Source organism: Frankia nepalensis (assembly GCF_016786325.1).
Classification (GTDB): Bacteria; Actinomycetota; Actinomycetes; order Frankiales; family Frankiaceae; genus Pseudofrankia; species Pseudofrankia nepalensis.
This window is the reverse complement of sequence record NZ_JADWYU010000248.1, coordinates 23,213-38,711: the sequence shown is the minus strand read 5'-3', so window position 1 is coordinate 38,711 and position 15,499 is coordinate 23,213. Positions and strand designations below refer to the sequence as shown.

Below are 15,499 nucleotides of genomic sequence, written 5' to 3'. Positions count from 1 at the left end.
TGGGCGCGTTCCGTTCCGAGAGGCGGGAACGACCGCGTCCCGGCCAACCTGTGGCGTAGGACACGCGAGGACGTTATTTTGTCTAGACAGATCACGCCGTACCGCCTGTCAGATGACCCATCCCGCTCGGCGCCGGGCCCGGCCCGCGGGTCGCGACCACCGAGCAGGACCACGGTGATGATCGGCGTCCTGGCGGAACGCTGACCCGGGCCGGACGAGGAAGAGCGCGAAGCGCGTGGCGTGGACGTGCCCCACGCGCGGGATCTGGGGGTCCTCCCCGTGTGGGGGGGGACCGTCGGTCGGAGCAGGCACGGAACGCCTGGGAGGCGGGCTAGATGGCACCGAATTTCGACCACGTGATCCGTAACGGGACGATCGCGGATGGCAGCGGCGGCGAGCTGTTCGAGGGCGATGTCGCGATCAGGGACGGCAGAATCGTCGCGGTCGGCCGGGTCGAAGGCGCCGGCGACGTCGAGACCGACGCGCGGGACAAGCTGGTGACGCCGGGATTCGTGGACATCCACACCCACTACGACGGTCAGATCACCTGGGAGCACCGCCTGTCGCCGTCGTCGAGTCACGGCGTCACCACCGCCGTGATGGGCAACTGCGGCGTCGGTTTCGCTCCCTGCAGCCCGCACCATCGCGAGCTGCTGGTCAAGGTCCTGGAGGGCGTCGAGGACATCCCCGAGATCGTCATGGCGGAAGGTCTGCCCTGGACCTGGGAGACCTACCCGGAGTACCTGTCGGTGCTGGCCGATCGCGCGGCCGACATGGACTTCGCGTCGCAGCTCCCGCACGCGGCGGTCCGCGTGCATGTCATGGGAGAGCGCGGGGCGAACCGGGAGGCGCCAACGCCGGGCGACCTCGACGAGATGACGCGCATCGTCGCCGAGGCGGTGACGGCCGGCGCCATGGGGGTCAGCACCTCCCGCAGCATCGGCCACCGAACCCCCGAAGGTGACCTGGCGCCGACGGTCGGGGCCGACGAGGCCGAACTGCACGCGCTGGCGCGTGGCCTGCGCCAGGCCGGCGCGGGCGTGCTCCAGCTCATCGGCAGCCAGGGCGCGCACGACCCCCTCGCGGAGGTGGCGCTGTTCCGACGGCTGACCATGACCTCGGGCGGGCCACTGTCCTTCTCGCTCATGAGCTCGCAGCACTTCCCGGACCACCACCAGCGCTACCTCGACGCGCTGGCCGCGCAGGACCGCGACGGTCTCCCGCCGATCCGCGGGCAGGTCTTCCCCCGCCCGGTGGGAGTCGTCCTCGGGCTCGACTTCTCCTTCCATCCCTTCGTCTTCAACCCGAGCTACCAGCAGATCGGCGACCTGCCGCTGCCCGAGCGCGTCGAGGCCATGCGTGCCCCGGACCGTCGGGCACGGATCCTGTCCGAGCGGCCCGAACACCCCAACCCCGTCTTCCAGTACTTCGCCAGCCAGGACGCCGCGCTTTACCTCATGGCCGAGGTGCCCGACTACGAGCCGACGCCCGACAGGACGATGGGCGCGCTCGCGGCGGCTCGGGGAATCACCCCCCGCGAGCTGATCTACGACACGATCGTCGACAGCGGCGGGCTCGCCGCGTTCCTCCTGCCGGCCACCAACTACCAGAGCGACAGCCTCGAGCCGGTCCGCCTTCTTCTGCGGGACCCGCACACCGTCGTCGGCCTCGGCGACGGCGGCGCGCACTACGGCACGATCAGCGACGGAAGCTACCCGACGACCCTGCTCACCCACTGGACCCGCGACCGCACCCGAGGCCCGAGGATCCCGGTGCAGGAGGCGGTCCGGCTGCTTACCAGGCCAAACGCCGAGACCGTCGGGCTGCGCGACCGTGGCCTGCTCGCGCCCGGGTTCAAGGCCGACCTCAACGTCATCGACTACGACGCCCTCCGGCTGCACCGGCCCGTCGCGGTCCGGGACCTGCCCGCGGGCGGCCGCCGGCTCGTCCAGAAGGCGGAGGGCTACGCGCTCACCATGGTCAGCGGCGCCGTCACCTACCGCGACGGTGAACCGACGGGCGCGCTTCCGGGACGGCTGGTACGCAATCCCGCCACGGCGGCCCACCGGGCGTGAGCGGCGGACCGCCACACGACGCCGACGTGCCGCGCCTTCCGCGGCCGTCCGCGCATGGCGGTCCGCGCTTGGCCGTCGCTCACCCGGTCGCCGCGCGGCGCGTCGGAGGCCAGGGATCGGAGGGCCGGAGATCAGCCACGGCCCTGTCGCGGACGAGGTCCGGAAACACCACCAGGGAAAGAGGAAGCAGTGGCGTCGACATCACCGTCCCGTTCCTGGGCTCCCCCGGCCCCACCAGGCCCAGTGATCATCGAGGCGGCGATCAACGGATCCGTCGGGAAGGCACAGAACCCGAACGTGCCGATCTCCCCGGAGGAGATCGCGGCCGACGCGATCGCCTGCCTCGATGCCGGCGCCGCCATCATCCACAACCATGTCGACACCTTCGGCCCCGACGCGGTCGCCGCGGAGCGGTACCTGCGGGGGTGGCGGCCGGTGCTAGCGGCACGGCCCGAGGCGCTGATCTACCCCACCGTGAATCCCGGCCCGGGCGGCGAGATCGGCTATGACCACCAGGTCCCGCTCGCGGAGTCCGGGCTGCTGCGCATCGCCATCGTCGACCCGGGCTCGGTGAACCTCGGGGGACGCGGCCCCGACGGGATTCCGACCGGCGGGTTCGTGTACCGAAACTCCTACGACGCGATCGCCCATGCGTTCGGCATCTGCCGGGAGCACGCGCTCGGCCCGAGCATCGCCATCTACGAGCCGGGGTGGCTGCGCACGACGCTGGCCTGGTGGGACGCGGGCCGGCTGCCCCAGGGAGCGATGATCAAGCTGTACTTCTCGACGGAGCGCGGGCTCATCGGCGCCCCGTTCGGGCTCCCGCCCACCGCGGCCGCGCTCGACGCCTACCTGGAGATCCTGGGCGACCGGCCGCTGCCCTGGGCGGTGTCGGTCGTCGGTGGCGACGTGGTCGCCGCCGACGTCGCGCGCCTCGCCCTCGAGCGCGGCGGCCACCTGCACCTCGGCGTCGAGTTCTACGGCGGACAGCGCCAGCCGACGAACGTCGAGCTGGTCACCGAGGCGGTCGCGTTGTGCAAGGCCGTCGGCCGGCCGGTCGCGTCGAGCCCCGAAGCGGCCGAGTTGCTGGACCTCCCGCGCCGCTGACCGCGCGAGATCCCCGGCGCCCCCCGGCCCGCCCGCCGGGGCCCCCCCCCCCCCCCCCCCCCCCCCCCCGCCCCCCCGGCGGGGCCGGGCGCCGCCACGCCGTCCACGCTCACCGCCCGGCCGCCGGGCTGCTCACGTCCGACGGCATCTCGATGACGACCTTGCCGAGAACCCGTCGCTGCCGCACGACCCGCAGCGCCTCGGCCGCCTCCGCCAGGGGGTACCGATGCCCGATGGACGGCCGGACCTTGCCCTCGCGGTACCAGTCGAACAGCGCCTTCATGTCCCGTGCGTTGGCCGCCGGGTCGTGAAGGGCGGACATGCCGTAGGCGACGCCGATGATCGAGATGCACTTGAGGATCGTCTGGTTGACGCTCACGGTGGGTATCCCACCCGCGAACCCGATCGCCAGGTACCGCCCGTTCCAGGCGAGCGCGCGCAGCGGCTCGCGGATGTCGGCGCCCCCGACGGTGTCGAACACGACGTCGACCCCTTGGCCGCCGGTGTGCTGGCGCACCAGGGCCGAGAGCGCCTTCGGGTCGGCCGGGTCGAGCTCGCGGTGGTCGAAGGCGGCGTCCGCGCCGAGCTCCCGGACGAGGGCGGTCTTCTCGGCGCCGCCGGCGACCGCCAGCACCCGGGCGCCGGCGGCCTTGGCCACCTGGACCGCGGCCGACCCGCAGCCGCCGCTCGCCCCGGTGACCAGCACCGACTCGCCGGCCACGAGCCCGCCGCGGCCGATCAGCCCGTGGTACGCGGTGCCGTAGGTGATGTCGAACGCGGCGGCCTCGTCGTAGGGCATCGCGTCGGGGATCCGGTGGACCTGCTGCCACGGCGGCGTGACGACGGCCTCGGTCGCGAAGGCCCCGACGCCGACGACCGACAGGACCCGGTCGCCGACGGCGAGCCCGGTCACCTCGGCTCCCACCTCGACGATGTCGCCGGCGGCCTCGGTCCCCGGCACGAACGGCGGCTCCGTCCGGGCCTGGTACTGGCCACGGATCATCAGGACGTCCGGGTAGTTCACCGACGCGGCCCGGACCGCGATCCGGACCGCGCGCGGCCCGAGCGGCGCGCGGGGCCGGTCGCGCACCTCCAGCGCGTCCTCGCCGGTCAGCTCAGTGCAGACGACAGCGCGCACCGTGTCCTCGGCCGGGGTAGCCGTCGATGTCATGATCATCCTCCGTCCAGCGTCAGCAGCGCGCCGGTCATGTAGGACGACGCGTCCGACGCGAGGAACAGCGCCGTCCCGACGATCTCGTCGGGCGTGGCGATCCGGCCGAGCGCGATCCGGGCGGCGAACTGCTCGGCGAGCTCGGGCGTCGGGATCGAGCGGTCGAAGCTGTCGGTGTGGAACGAGCCGCAGACGATCGCGTCGACCCGCACGCCCCTGGGCCCGAGCTCCTGGGCGGCGGCGACGGTCAGCGCGTTCAGCCCTGCCTTCGCCGCCGCGTAGACGACGGTGTGCGGCGTGGGGTGCGTCGAGGCCTTCGAGCTGATGTTGATCACGGATCCGCCCGGTGGCAGGCGCGGGCCCGCGAGTCCCGTCAGGCGCAGCGGCCCCTTGAGGTTGACCGCGACCGTCTTGTCGAACAGCGCCTCGGTGACGCCGGCCAGCGACGGCGGCACGGGCGCGATGCCGGCGTTGTTCACCAGCACGTCGAGCCGGCCGAGCTCGCCGACGGCCCGGTCGACCAGCCGCTCGCAGTCGCCCCAGTCGCCGACGTGCGCGCCCACCGCGAGCGCCCGGCGCCCCTGGCGGCGGATCTCGGTGGCCACCGGTTCGCACGCCTGGTCCGTGCGGCTGGACACGACCACGTCGGCGCCGGCGGCGGCGAACCCGAGCGCGATGGCCCGGCCCAGCCCGCGGCTGGCGCCGGTGACCAGCGCGACCTTCCCGTCGAGCCGCAACGATGGTCCCGTCACGATCCGTCCTTGCGGTACTCGTCGTGCAGCACGCCCTTCGCCAGCTTCCCGGTGGGCATCCTGGGCAGCTCGTCGCGGAAGCTGACGACCCGCGGGACCTTGTAGTGGGCGAGGGCGTCGCGGGCGTGGGCGCGCAGCTGTTCGGCGAGCTCCGGCGACGGCGCGACCCCAGGGGCGGGCTGCACGACGGCGTGCACGTACTCGCCCATCTCGGGGTCGGGCAGGCCGAAGACCGCGACGTCGGCGACCAGCGGGTGCATCACCAGGCAGGCCTCGATCTCGGCCGGGTAGATGTTCACCCCACCCGATATGATCATGAAGCTCTTGCGGTCGGTGAGATAGAGGTAGCCCTCGTCGTCCAGATAGCCGACGTCGCCGACCGCGATCCAGTTCGGGTGGACCGGGTGGCGGCTGGACCGGGTCTTCTCCGGATCGCCGTGGTAGGAGAAGGAGGCGGCAGGCTGCTCGAAGTAGAGCAGCCCCGGCTCGCCGGCCGGCAGTTCGGCGCCGTCGTCGGCGCACACGTGCGGGACGCCGACCAGCGGCCGCCCGACGGAGCCGGGGTGACTCAGCCAGTCGGCGGCACCGATATAGGACAGGCCGGCGCCCTCGGTACTCGCGTAGTACTCGTCCACGATCGGGCCAAGCCAGTCGATCATGGCCCGTTTGACGTCGGGCGGGCACGGGGCCGCCGAGTGGATCACACGGCGCAGGCTCGACAGGTCATACCGCAGCCGCCGCTCGCCGGGCAGCTTGAGCACACGGACGAGCATCGTCGGGACGACCTGGGTATGGCTGACCCGCTCGCGCTCGATCACCGCGAGCATGCCCTCGGCGTCGAACTTCTCCAGCACGACGAGGGTGCCGCCCAGCTCGTGCACGCCGGCCGACCACTGCAGCCCCGCCGCGTGGTACAGCGGTGTCGGGCACAGGTAGACCGACGTCTCGTCCATCCCGAACACGGCCCGCTCCAGCAGGGACGTGCCGGCACCCTCGGGATCGTCGACGCTCCGCCCGGTCAGCGGACGGCGGATGCCCTTCGGCCGGCCGGTCGTGCCCGACGAGTAGAGCATCACCTCGCCGCGCGGCTCGTCGTCCAGCGGCGTGGCGGGCTGGGTGGCCAGCGCGGCCTCGTACGGCTCGAACCCGGCCAGCTCGCCGTCCAGGATGAGCCGGCATCCGAGACCGGGCACCATCGCGGCCGCCTCGGCCGCGGTGCCCGCCAGCGCGGCCGAGGTGACGAGCGCCTTCGTGCCGGAGTCCTCGATGATGTAGGCGGCCTCGGCCGGGGCGAGGTAGCGGTTGATCGCCGTGAGATACAGGCCGGACCGCTTCGCCGCCCAGTACACCTCGAAGTAGCGCGGGTGGTTCTCGGCCAGGATCGCGACCGTGTCGCCCACCTTCAGGCCGCGCGCGGCCAGCAGCCGCGCCAGCTGGGTGGACCTCGCGTCCAGCTGCGCGTAGGTGACGCGCTCGCCGCCGGCGGCCATGACGACCGCCGGCCGGTCCGGCGCGGTCCTCGCGTATAAGCCCGGATAGACCACGTCACCCCTCCACGAGGCTCGCGTAGCGGGCACGGGCGGCCTGGCGGCGCGCCGGAAGATGCTCGCTGGGCCAGGCGCCCTCGCTGGGGCGATGCTCCTTGAGGACGTCACGCGCGAGGGTGGCCTGATGGACCTCGGTAGGCCCGTCGGCGATCCCGAGCGCCACCGAACCAAGCAGCATGCGGGCCAGCGGCATCTCGTTGGAGATCCCGAGGGCGCCGTGCGCGTGCATCGTGCGCAGCACCGCGTTGTGGTACACCTTCGGCGTCGCGACCTTGACTCCGGCGATCTCCCGCCGGGCCGCCTTCGCCCCGTGGGTGTCGACGCACCAGGCGGCGTGCAGCACCTGCAGGCGGAACTGGGTCAGCTCGACCCAGGCTTCCGCGATCTTCTGCTGGGTCAGCTGCTTGCGCGCCAGCAGCTCGCCCTGGGTGGTCCGGCTCAGCGCGCGTTCACACAGCATGTCCAGGCAGCGGGCGACCGCGCCGACCGTGCGCATCGCGTGGTGCAGCCGGCCGCCGCCGAGCCGGGTCTGGGCGATGACGAACGCCTGCCCCTCGCCCCCGAGCAGGTTCTCCGCCGGCACGGCGACCCCGTCGTAGCGCACATAGGGGTGGTTGCCTGTGCCCTCGGCGTCGTAGCCCAGTCCGGTACGCCGGATCACCTCGAGCCCGGGGGTTCCCGCCGGGACGAGGAACATCGACGTTCCCTGGTAGACGGGCACGTCCGGGTTGGTGACGGCCATGACGATGGTGAACGCGGCCTTCTCGAAGCTGGAGGAGAACCACTTCTCCCCGTCGATCACCCAGCGGTCGCCGTCCCGCGCGGCCCGGGTCGTGAACAGCGCCGGGTCCGCCCCGCCCTGCGGCTCGGTCATCGCGTAACAGGACGAGATCTCCCCGTCGAGCAGCGGCTTGAGATAGCGCTCCCGCTGGTCGAGGGTGCCGTAGTGGGCAAGGATCTCCGCGTTGCCGGAGTCCGGCGCCTGGCAGCCGAAGACGGTCGGCGCGAATGCCGAGCGACCCAGGATCTCGTTCATCAGCGCGAGCTGGACCTGCCCGTAGCCCTGGCCGCCGAACTCACGCGTCAGGTGACACGACCACAGCCCGCGCTCGCGCACCCGCTCCTGCAGGGGACGCAGGTAGCGGTCGTGCACCGGGTGCGCCTTGTCGTAGACGACCTCCTCGTCGCCGAACGCGAGGTCGAGCGGCTCGATCTCGGTGGCGACGAACTCCCGGATCCAGGCGAGCTCGGCCGCCAGCGCTGGGTCCACCTCAAAGCTGATCATCGATCGACCCCTTAGTTTGTCTAGACAAAGTTAGCGAGCCGGTGGACGGGGCGCAACCAGGAGCCGCGGCAGAGCCGGCCCCGGCCCAGCCGACGCGGCCAACGCCGCCGGAGACCGCCGGCCAGCCACCATGGCCTGCGCCGCGGCCGCGCACCGCTGCCTGGCGGCCGGCGGCGCCGGCACGGCACGCCGCCGGGCTTTGCCCCTACCCGCTCGAGCGGACGAGATCCCGGGCGCGGTCGAGGTTCCAGCCGGCCCGTTGCCCGATGTCCTCCATGGCGGCGCGGGTGGGGTCCCGCAGCGAACGCTGGTAGATCCCTTCGAGCAACACCGCGAGCCGGAAGTTGTAGAGGACACGGTGGTAGGTCAGGTCGTCCATCTTGAGGTCGCCCACGAGGTGGCCCGCCACGCCCGAGTACCACGCGACGAGTTGGTCGGCGGTTCCCCACCGGTCGCCCAGCGAGGTGCTCCAGACCTCGCAGAACCCGGCCAGGTCGAGCAGCGGGTCGCCGATGGTCGCGGTCTCCCAGTCGAGGATCGCGACGACGCGACCCGGTGGATCCGGCGCGATCAGCACGTTGAGCATGTGGTAGTCCCCGTGCATGAGCGTCGGAGTGAACGACGCCGGCAGGTGGGCGCGCAGCCAGGCGGTCACCGCGTCGACGCCGGGGAGCTCCCGGCCCTCGTAGGACCGCAGCTGGCGAATCCAGCGGCTGGTCTGCCGCTCGTGGAAGCCCTCCGGCCGCCCCAGGTCGCCAAGGCCGCGGCCCCGCCAGTCGACGGCGTGCAGCCGAGCGAGCGACTCGGCCATCGAACGAGCAACCTCGGCCCGGCCCGTGTCGGTGTCCAGCGGCGCCGGCGGCGGCACGAGAACCACGCCGTCGAGCCGCTCCATGAGGTAGAAGACGGGGCCAAGCACGGCCGGGTCCTCGCACAGGGCGACGACTCCCGGATGCGGTACGCCGGTGCCGCCCAGGGCAGCGAGGATGCGGTACTCGCGGCGCATCCCGGCGTCGGCGCCGTCCACGGCGACGGCCGCCGGCCGGCGCAGAACCCACCTCCGCTCGCCCCGGTCGATCGTGAACATGACGTTGGACCTGCCGCCGGTCAGCGGCGCCGCCGCGATCGGCAGGCCGGGCTCGAGGCCCCGCGCGTCGAGCCAGCCCGCGAGCCGGTCGACATCGAGCAGTCCGGTCACGGCGCTCCCACCTCGCGACGACATCGGGACGCTTTGTCTAGACAAAACACGTCGAAGGCAAGATAGCCTGGTGGCAGCGAACGTGCCAGCCACAGCCCGGCGGCGATCAGCGCGGTCCGGCCGAGGCGGGCATACAGTCCACAGACACAGCACCGGCCGCGCACACGGCGGGTACCGGCCAGGCGGCCGAGGAAGGATGAAGCGTGGCGGCGCCGCGACACCGGGTGCTGACCGAGGAGCTGCTGACCGGGATCGCCGACGGCACCTACCCGGTGGGAAGCCGGTTCCCCACCGAGGAGCAGTTGTGCGCGACGCACGGTCTGGCCCGGGAGACGGTGCGGCGCGCGCTGCGACGGCTCGAGGAGCTCGGACTGGTCAGCCGCAGGCCAGGGGCGGGGACCACCGTCGTGGCGGCCAGGCCCGTCGCGGACTACCAGCCGTTCGCCCGGTCCGCCGAGGACATCCTCGCGCTCGCGGTCGAGACGCGCATCGTCCATCCGACCTCGGCGGAGATCCTTCTCGACGCCGACACCGCCCGCCGCGTCGGCGCCGACGAGGGCTCGCCGTGGTTCGTCGTCCGCGGGGCCAGGACCCGGCGCGGCGACGACATACCGGTCTGCTGGAGTGAACAGTACCTACGAGCCGACCTGCCACACGACAAGATCCTCCGGGTCAGCTTCCAGGCCGAGGACCTCGCCGGCAAGCCGGTCGAACAGATCATCTCGGCCGCCCTGCTCACCGACGAGATGGCCCGCGCGCTGGGGGCCGACTCCGCGTCGGCCGCCCTGGTGATCACACGGCGTCACTACGACCGCGACGGCCACCTGGCCAGCGTCGGCATCCACACCCACCCGGCCGACCGCTACCAGATCTCTACCCGGCTCTGACCCCGCCGCCCCGGCAGCCCGCATGCTCCCAGCCGCGAGCGCTCGAACCGTCGAGCCGTCGCGAGTCGGCCGGCGTCCTGGACCAGCCGCGCCGCGCGGTCGTCGACGTCCGTGCCTTGGGCGCCCCTGGCTCGGGCTTCTATGCCTCGGGCGGGGTGTGGCGGAGCTCGTCGAGGGTTCGCGCGAGGGAGAGAAGCTGTTGCTGGGCGGTGTCGAGCGCGGTTGTCAGCTCGACGGACAGGGCACCGCCTTCTGGCGCCGGCCGCAGGCCGGGCGCGACGAACCGCCGAAACCACCGGCGGGCAGCGGCCTCGTCGAAGGTCCACGTAAGCAGCAGTCGAGTCTGGCTCTCCAGCCACTCGGTGATCTCGTCGACGGGAACATCCCGACGGATCTGCCCGAGATCCTGACCGTCGCGCAGGATCGGGATGGTGACGTCGGCGAGCATCATCCGGACCGCGTCGTCGAACCACGACTCGCGCAACGCGTTCAGCGCCGACCGGATCCGCGGCAGCTCCCGCGCTCCGTACGCCCAGCCCTCCTCCAGCTTGCCGACGGCGTGGGAGGATCCGGCCATCGCGGTCGCCACCCCGGCGGCGTGCCGCCTCGCCAGAATCACGATCACATGGCTGGCGAGCCCGTTGCGATCACCCAGGTAGCGGTAGGCGGTCGCCCGGCCCACGCCCGCCTCGCGGGCGATCCCCTCGACCGTGAGCGCGGCGGCATCGATCACTTCGCGGCCCAGGAGACGGCCCAACGCCTCGTCCAGGCGCGCCTGGTGCATTCGCCGATGCGCGTCGTCACCCGTGACCAGGGTCAACGCCTCGGTGGGCTCGGCCATCACGCGTTCATCTCGCATCCGCTCGGGAACCAGTTCTCACCGACCCGCCGCGCACACTCGGCACGGTCGGGCCGGATCTTTGGGCCGCGTCTTGGGGGCGGAGCGCGCGGGACGCCCCGTGGGCGAACGGTGCCCGCCGCCCGCCCCCCGAAACAAGATCCATCTGCCCTGGCCTTGTGTCCGCACTGACCGAGATGGTAGACCTGCCCCACGGCATAGCGAGACAAAGTTTGCCGGCAGTCTCAAGACAGGGACCCGAGAGGCAGGAAGTCTCGTCTGCGATCGGCGGGTGGCGATCACGTCAGGCCACGCCGAGCCGGCCGGAACCAGCACCGGTGTCCCTGCATCCAGCGGTCGTGAGCATGGAGGCGTCATGCGGTCCGAACTGATCGACACCCAGCGGCGGGGGCGCAGGATCGCCCTGAGTGGCGAGGAGGTCGACGCGCTGCTGACCGAACAGCAGGTGTGCCGGGTGGCGACGCTCACGGCCAGCGGGTCGCCGCACGTCAGCCCGCTCTGGTACGTCTGGGACGGCACCGCCCTGTGGCTCTACTCGATCGTGCGCAGCCAGCGCTGGGCCGACGTGCTGCGCGACCCGCGCGCCGCCGTCGTCGTCGACGCCGGCGGCGACTTCGGCGAACTGCACGGCGTGGAGCTGCGCGGCCGCTTTGAGCAGGTCGGCGAGACGCCCCGCACCGGAAAGACCGACGAGCCCGAACTGGCGACACCCGAGCGGCTGTTCGCCGGCAAGTACATCGCCAACCCGGACGGGTCGATGTACCACGACGGCCGGCATGCCTGGCTGCGCCTCGTCCCGGAGAAGATCGCCTCCTGGGACCACCGCAAGATCGGCCGCTGACCGCCGTCCAGCGCGGCACTCGAGAGGTGGAGTAGCACGGTGAGCGTGGAGCTGAGCCGGCAGGGCCGGATCCTCGTCGTCCGGATCGACCGGGAGGAGAAACGCAACGCGCTCAACGCGGCCGTCACGGCCGGCATCGACGCGGCGATGAACACCCTGGAGGACGACCCCGAGCTGTGGTGCGGCATCCTGACCGGCGGGACGCGGGTGTTCTCCGCCGGCGCCGACCTGGCCAGCGGGCCGGGCGAGCCGACCGAGCGCGGTGGCCTGGTCGGACTGATCCACCGGCGGCGGACCAAGCCGCTGATCGCCGCGGTCGAGGGCCTGGCGCTCGGCGGCGGCGTCGAACTCGTCCTGTGCTGTGACATGGTCGTCGCGGCCCGCACCGCCCAGTTCGGCCTGCCCGAGGTGAAGCGCGGCCTGATGCCGGACTTCGGCGGCGCATTCCGGATCACCACGGCGCTCCCGCGCAACGTCGCCTACGAGATGCTCGCGACCGGCGACAACCTCACCGCCGAACGCGCCGAGCGCCTCGGCTTCGTCAACCTCGTGACCGAGCCGGGCGAGGCTCTCGCGGGCGCGCTCGCCCTGGCCGACCGGGTCATCGCGAACGCGCCGCTCGCCGTCCGCGCCGCGCTGGACACCGCCCGCCGGGAGGTGTCCCCCGACGAGACCGCCAGCTGGGCGCACAGCGACGCCGCCCATGCCGGCCTACTGAAGACCGCGGACCTCGCCGAAGGCCTCGCCGCCTTCTTCGAGCGCCGACCACCCAGGTGGACCGGCCACTGACCCACGTGGGCGCAATCCCGATGTCGTCGCCGAGGTCGCGGAACGCCTCCAAAGATCACGTGTCTCGACGGATCAACTGTCTCCCACGAATCGCCACGACCGACGACAGGGGGCACCGCGACGATGGACACCGCTCGATGATGGACACCGCCTGACGATGGAAACCGCCTGACGATGGACACGGCCTTAGGAATCACGCTGCCACCCATGCACCCGTTCCTGGGCATGGACATGACCTCCCTGCTGGACGAACGCGTCCGGCGCGACGGCGAGCACCCGTTCCTCGGCGGTGTGTGCGGCCTGTCGCTGTTCGCCGGGTACGTCGGCGACCCGGCCGCCACCGCCGAGGCCTTCGGCGACGACGGCTGGCTGCGCACCGGCGACCGGGTGACCGTCCTGCCCGGCGGGGCGCTGAGGTTCGCCGAGCGGGCCAAGGACATGCTCAAGGTCAGCGGCGAGAACGTGGCGGCGGCGGAGATCGAACGCGTCGTCGCCTCGGTGCCGGGCGTCCGGGAGGCCGCGGTCGTCGCACGCAAGGATTCGGTCCGCGGCGAGGTCGCCGTCGCGTTCGTCACCGTCACCGCGGACGCCGGCCAGGCCGCCCTGGACGAGGCCGCCCTGGAGGAGGCCATCATCGCCGTCTGCCGCCAGCGGCTCGCCGACTTCAAGGTCCCCCGCGCCGCGTACGTCGTCCCCGACCTGCCGCGGGTGACCCTCGACAAGATCTCCAAGGGCGTGCTGCGGCAGTGGGCCGCCGACCGGCACGCCGCCGAGAACGACCCGACCCGCCAGGTGGCGTCCCGATGAGCCCCACCGGGTCGGGCCCCACCTCGGCCGCCCCCGCGGAACTGGGCGCCGCGCCGCCAGGCCCCGGCCCGTTCGACCGGCTCACCGTGCCACTGATCGCCGCGCCGATGACCCGGGTGTCGACACCGGCCCTCGTGTCCGCCGCGTGCGCGGCCGGCATCATCGGAGCCTTCCCCACCAGCAACTGCCGCTCGAGCGCCGAACTCGACGAGTGGCTCGACGAGATCACCGCCTCCGTGCGGGCCGCGTCCGGCCGGCCCGACGCGCCGTCACCCGGCCCGGTCGCGGCCAACCTGATCGTGCACCGCGTCAACCGGCGCCTCGACGACGACCTGGCCACCATCGTCCGCCGCGGCGTCGGCATCGTGATCACCAGCGTGGGCAACCCGGTTCCGGTCATCGACCCGCTCCACCAGGCCGGCTGCCGCGTCCTCGTCGACGTCGCCTCCGTCGCCCATGCCGAGAAGGCGGCCGTGGCCGGGGCCGACGGCCTGGTGCTGCTGTCCGCCGGTGCCGGCGGGCACACCGGCTCGGCGAACCCGTTCGCCTTCGCCCGCGCCGTGCGCCACTTCTACCCAGGACCGCTCGTCCTCGCCGGCGGGATCAGCGACGGCACCGCCCTGTGGGCCGCCACCGTCCTCGGCTACGACCTCGGTTACATGGGCACCAAGTTCATCGCCACCGAGGAGAGCGGAGCCTCCCCCGAGTGGCGGCAGGCGGTCGTCGACGCCCGTCTCGACGACATCACCCTCGGCACCGCCCCGAACGGGGTCGCGGCGAGCCTGCTCCCAGGGTTCGGCAGCGCGGGCCACACCGTCTCCGGCGTCCACGCCGTCACCACGGTCGCCGAGGTCGTGCGCGCCACCAGGGCGCAGTGGCACGAGGCGCGCGCCAGGACCCACGCGGCCGTGGTCGACCTCGCGCGGGCTGGTGGTCAGACGACGTGATCGCGCCGCTCGCGGGTCAGTCAGACTCGCGGGTCAGTCGAACCGTCGAACCGTAGTTCCGAGGTCCGGCGCTGGCCGGTCACATGGGGCGATGGGACATCGCTGGTGGCTGGCCGGTCCTGGGATCGGGCCATGTGCTGTGGTGCCAGACGAGACGGCATTCGGCACCACAGCCGCTGGGATCACGGATGGGACACCCCACAGGTCATGCCTCGCCGCGACCAGGGGTGGGGCAACGCCGTACTGCCTGCTGGTTCGGTGGACTCGGGGGCGTAGCGCCGGCCGTTCGCCCGGGATGCCCCTCCTCCTGTCCGGTCCTGGAATCGGGCCATGAGCTGTGGTGCCGGACAAGGACGTTCTCGGCACCATGGCGCCTGGGATCAGGGTCGAACACCCCACGGGTCATGACCAGGCGCCTGTCGGGGCCGCCCCCGTCACCGGTCGCGAGGTTTCCCTCTGATCGAAGCGGCCACGGGCCTAGATCATCTGACCGAGCACGCCGGGAGAAGGCTCGGAACGGCGACAGGTGAACCTGCTGGCGAACGCCCGCGGTAACTCCCGACCCCGTGCCGATCAGGTACCGAGGAGCACGCGGGCGCTCATCCGGGTCCAGGCTCGGGGCGCGCCGCCGCGCCGCGCGCCGCGTCGTAGCGTTCCTGCGCGGCGAGCACCTCGACAGCCCTGGACTCGATGAGGTTGACGAGCGTGCGCAGCACGGCGGCGGTCTCGCGGCCGAGGTCGGTGAGCGCGTACTCGACGCGCGGGGGGATGGTCGACTGCACGTCGCGGCTGACGAATCCGTCGCGTTCCAGGGCGTGCAGCGCCTGAGCCAGCATCTTCTCGCTCACCCCGCTGACCCGCCGACGCAGTCCGTTGAACCGCATCGGGCCCTCGGCCAGCCCACCGAGTACGAGCGCGCCCCACCGGCCGGTGACGTGCTCGAGGATCGACCGCGAGGGGCAGCCCTGCGCGAACACGTCAAACGCCAGCGCGTCGAACGCGCTGTCCTCGTCGCGCGCCGCGCCGGTCCCGGCCTCGGCCTCGGGCGCCGTCGAATTGGCCATCGATCGACCCTACCATCCATCCCTCCCCCAGGGAAGCACTGTTCAATGGGTTGCACTTTCGATTTGAAAGTGCAAACCTGGCCGGCATCCGCTTCTGACCTGCTCGCCCCGGCGTCCTCGAACGCGCCGTGGTCGCCACGTCCCGTGCCGTGATCCACGGCGGCCCTGGG

Annotated in this window: 14 protein-coding genes; 7 read left to right on the top strand and 7 right to left on the bottom strand. The window is 72.5% G+C overall.

Translation table 11 applies throughout. The features are described 5' to 3' along the window. Positions 1-335: 335 nt before the first annotated feature. Complete coding sequence (locus I6A81_RS38580; protein WP_203003444.1) at positions 336-2,075, top strand: N-acyl-D-amino-acid deacylase family protein; 1,740 nt, start codon at positions 336-338, stop codon at positions 2,073-2,075. A 243-nt stretch (positions 2,076-2,318) separates the two neighbouring features. Then, positions 2,319-3,182: a BKACE family enzyme gene (locus I6A81_RS38575; protein ID WP_203003443.1), complete on the top strand. Its 864-nt coding sequence runs from the start codon at positions 2,319-2,321 to the stop codon at positions 3,180-3,182. 109 nt (positions 3,183-3,291) lie between these two features. Here the strand turns inward: I6A81_RS38575 and I6A81_RS38570 are convergent, their stop codons facing one another. From I6A81_RS38570 to I6A81_RS38550, 5 genes are all read right to left on the bottom strand, one after another. After that, positions 3,292-4,353, bottom strand: coding sequence for an NADPH:quinone oxidoreductase family protein (locus tag I6A81_RS38570; RefSeq protein ID WP_203003609.1), 1,062 nt, complete (start codon positions 4,351-4,353; stop codon positions 3,292-3,294). Positions 4,354-4,355: 2 nt separating this feature from the next. After that, a complete protein-coding gene (locus tag I6A81_RS38565) occupies positions 4,356-5,105 on the bottom strand; it encodes an SDR family NAD(P)-dependent oxidoreductase (protein WP_307875191.1) in 750 nt (249 codons plus the stop codon). After that, entirely contained in the window at positions 5,102-6,649 is a 1,548-nt protein-coding gene (locus I6A81_RS38560) for an acyl-CoA synthetase (protein WP_203003608.1), read from the bottom strand. Before I6A81_RS38560 ends, I6A81_RS38565 begins: the two co-directional genes overlap by 4 nt. Position 6,650: 1 nt before the next feature. Continuing rightward, entirely contained in the window at positions 6,651-7,937 is a 1,287-nt protein-coding gene (locus tag I6A81_RS38555; RefSeq protein WP_203003607.1) for an acyl-CoA dehydrogenase family protein, read from the bottom strand. 205 nt (positions 7,938-8,142) lie between these two features. Then, entirely contained in the window at positions 8,143-9,135 is a 993-nt protein-coding gene (locus tag I6A81_RS38550) for a phosphotransferase family protein (RefSeq protein ID WP_203003606.1), read from the bottom strand. A 203-nt stretch (positions 9,136-9,338) separates the two neighbouring features. On the opposite strand from I6A81_RS38550, the gene I6A81_RS38545 reads away from it, so the two are divergent. Continuing rightward, the gene (locus I6A81_RS38545; RefSeq protein ID WP_203003605.1) at positions 9,339-10,022 is read left to right on the top strand and encodes a GntR family transcriptional regulator; all 684 of its coding nucleotides are present in this window, start codon (positions 9,339-9,341) and stop codon (positions 10,020-10,022) included. Positions 10,023-10,161: 139 nt separating this feature from the next. Here the strand turns inward: I6A81_RS38545 and I6A81_RS38540 are convergent, their stop codons facing one another. Then, positions 10,162-10,863: a TetR family transcriptional regulator gene (locus I6A81_RS38540; protein WP_203003604.1), complete on the bottom strand. Its 702-nt coding sequence runs from the start codon at positions 10,861-10,863 to the stop codon at positions 10,162-10,164. Between the two features lie 373 nt (positions 10,864-11,236). Here I6A81_RS38540 and I6A81_RS38535 point away from each other — a divergent pair, with 373 nt between their 5' ends. From I6A81_RS38535 to I6A81_RS38520, 4 genes are all read left to right on the top strand, one after another. Then, entirely contained in the window at positions 11,237-11,722 is a 486-nt protein-coding gene (locus I6A81_RS38535) for a pyridoxamine 5'-phosphate oxidase family protein (RefSeq protein WP_238429288.1), read from the top strand. Positions 11,723-11,761: 39 nt separating this feature from the next. Then, the gene (locus I6A81_RS38530; protein ID WP_203003603.1) at positions 11,762-12,511 is read left to right on the top strand and encodes an enoyl-CoA hydratase-related protein; all 750 of its coding nucleotides are present in this window, start codon (positions 11,762-11,764) and stop codon (positions 12,509-12,511) included. Between the two features lie 174 nt (positions 12,512-12,685). Then, positions 12,686-13,318 (top strand): class I adenylate-forming enzyme family protein, encoded by a 633-nt coding sequence (locus I6A81_RS38525; RefSeq protein WP_203003602.1) that lies wholly within the window; start codon positions 12,686-12,688, stop codon positions 13,316-13,318. Beyond that, positions 13,315-14,265, top strand: a complete 951-nt coding sequence (locus I6A81_RS38520; RefSeq protein WP_203003601.1) for an NAD(P)H-dependent flavin oxidoreductase — start codon at positions 13,315-13,317, stop codon at positions 14,263-14,265. Before I6A81_RS38525 ends, I6A81_RS38520 begins: the two co-directional genes overlap by 4 nt. Before the next feature lie 599 nt (positions 14,266-14,864). Here the strand turns inward: I6A81_RS38520 and I6A81_RS38515 are convergent. Continuing rightward, a complete protein-coding gene (locus I6A81_RS38515) occupies positions 14,865-15,329 on the bottom strand; it encodes a winged helix-turn-helix transcriptional regulator (RefSeq protein ID WP_203003600.1) in 465 nt (154 codons plus the stop codon). Positions 15,330-15,499 lie beyond the last annotated feature (170 nt).

Coding starts and splice junctions, on each gene's coding strand:
- I6A81_RS38580 (WP_203003444.1), top strand. CDS start 336: ATGGCACCGAATTTCGACCACGTGATCCGTAACGGGACGATCGCGGAT.
- I6A81_RS38570 (WP_203003609.1), bottom strand. CDS start 4,353: ATGACATCGACGGCTACCCCGGCCGAGGACACGGTGCGCGCTGTCGTC.
- I6A81_RS38555 (WP_203003607.1), bottom strand. CDS start 7,937: ATGATCAGCTTTGAGGTGGACCCAGCGCTGGCGGCCGAGCTCGCCTGG.
- I6A81_RS38540 (WP_203003604.1), bottom strand. CDS start 10,863: ATGGCCGAGCCCACCGAGGCGTTGACCCTGGTCACGGGTGACGACGCG.
- I6A81_RS38535 (WP_238429288.1), top strand. CDS start 11,237: ATGCGGTCCGAACTGATCGACACCCAGCGGCGGGGGCGCAGGATCGCC.
- I6A81_RS38525 (WP_203003602.1), top strand. CDS start 12,686: ATGGACACGGCCTTAGGAATCACGCTGCCACCCATGCACCCGTTCCTG.
- I6A81_RS38520 (WP_203003601.1), top strand. CDS start 13,315: ATGAGCCCCACCGGGTCGGGCCCCACCTCGGCCGCCCCCGCGGAACTG.
- I6A81_RS38515 (WP_203003600.1), bottom strand. CDS start 15,329: ATGGCCAATTCGACGGCGCCCGAGGCCGAGGCCGGGACCGGCGCGGCG.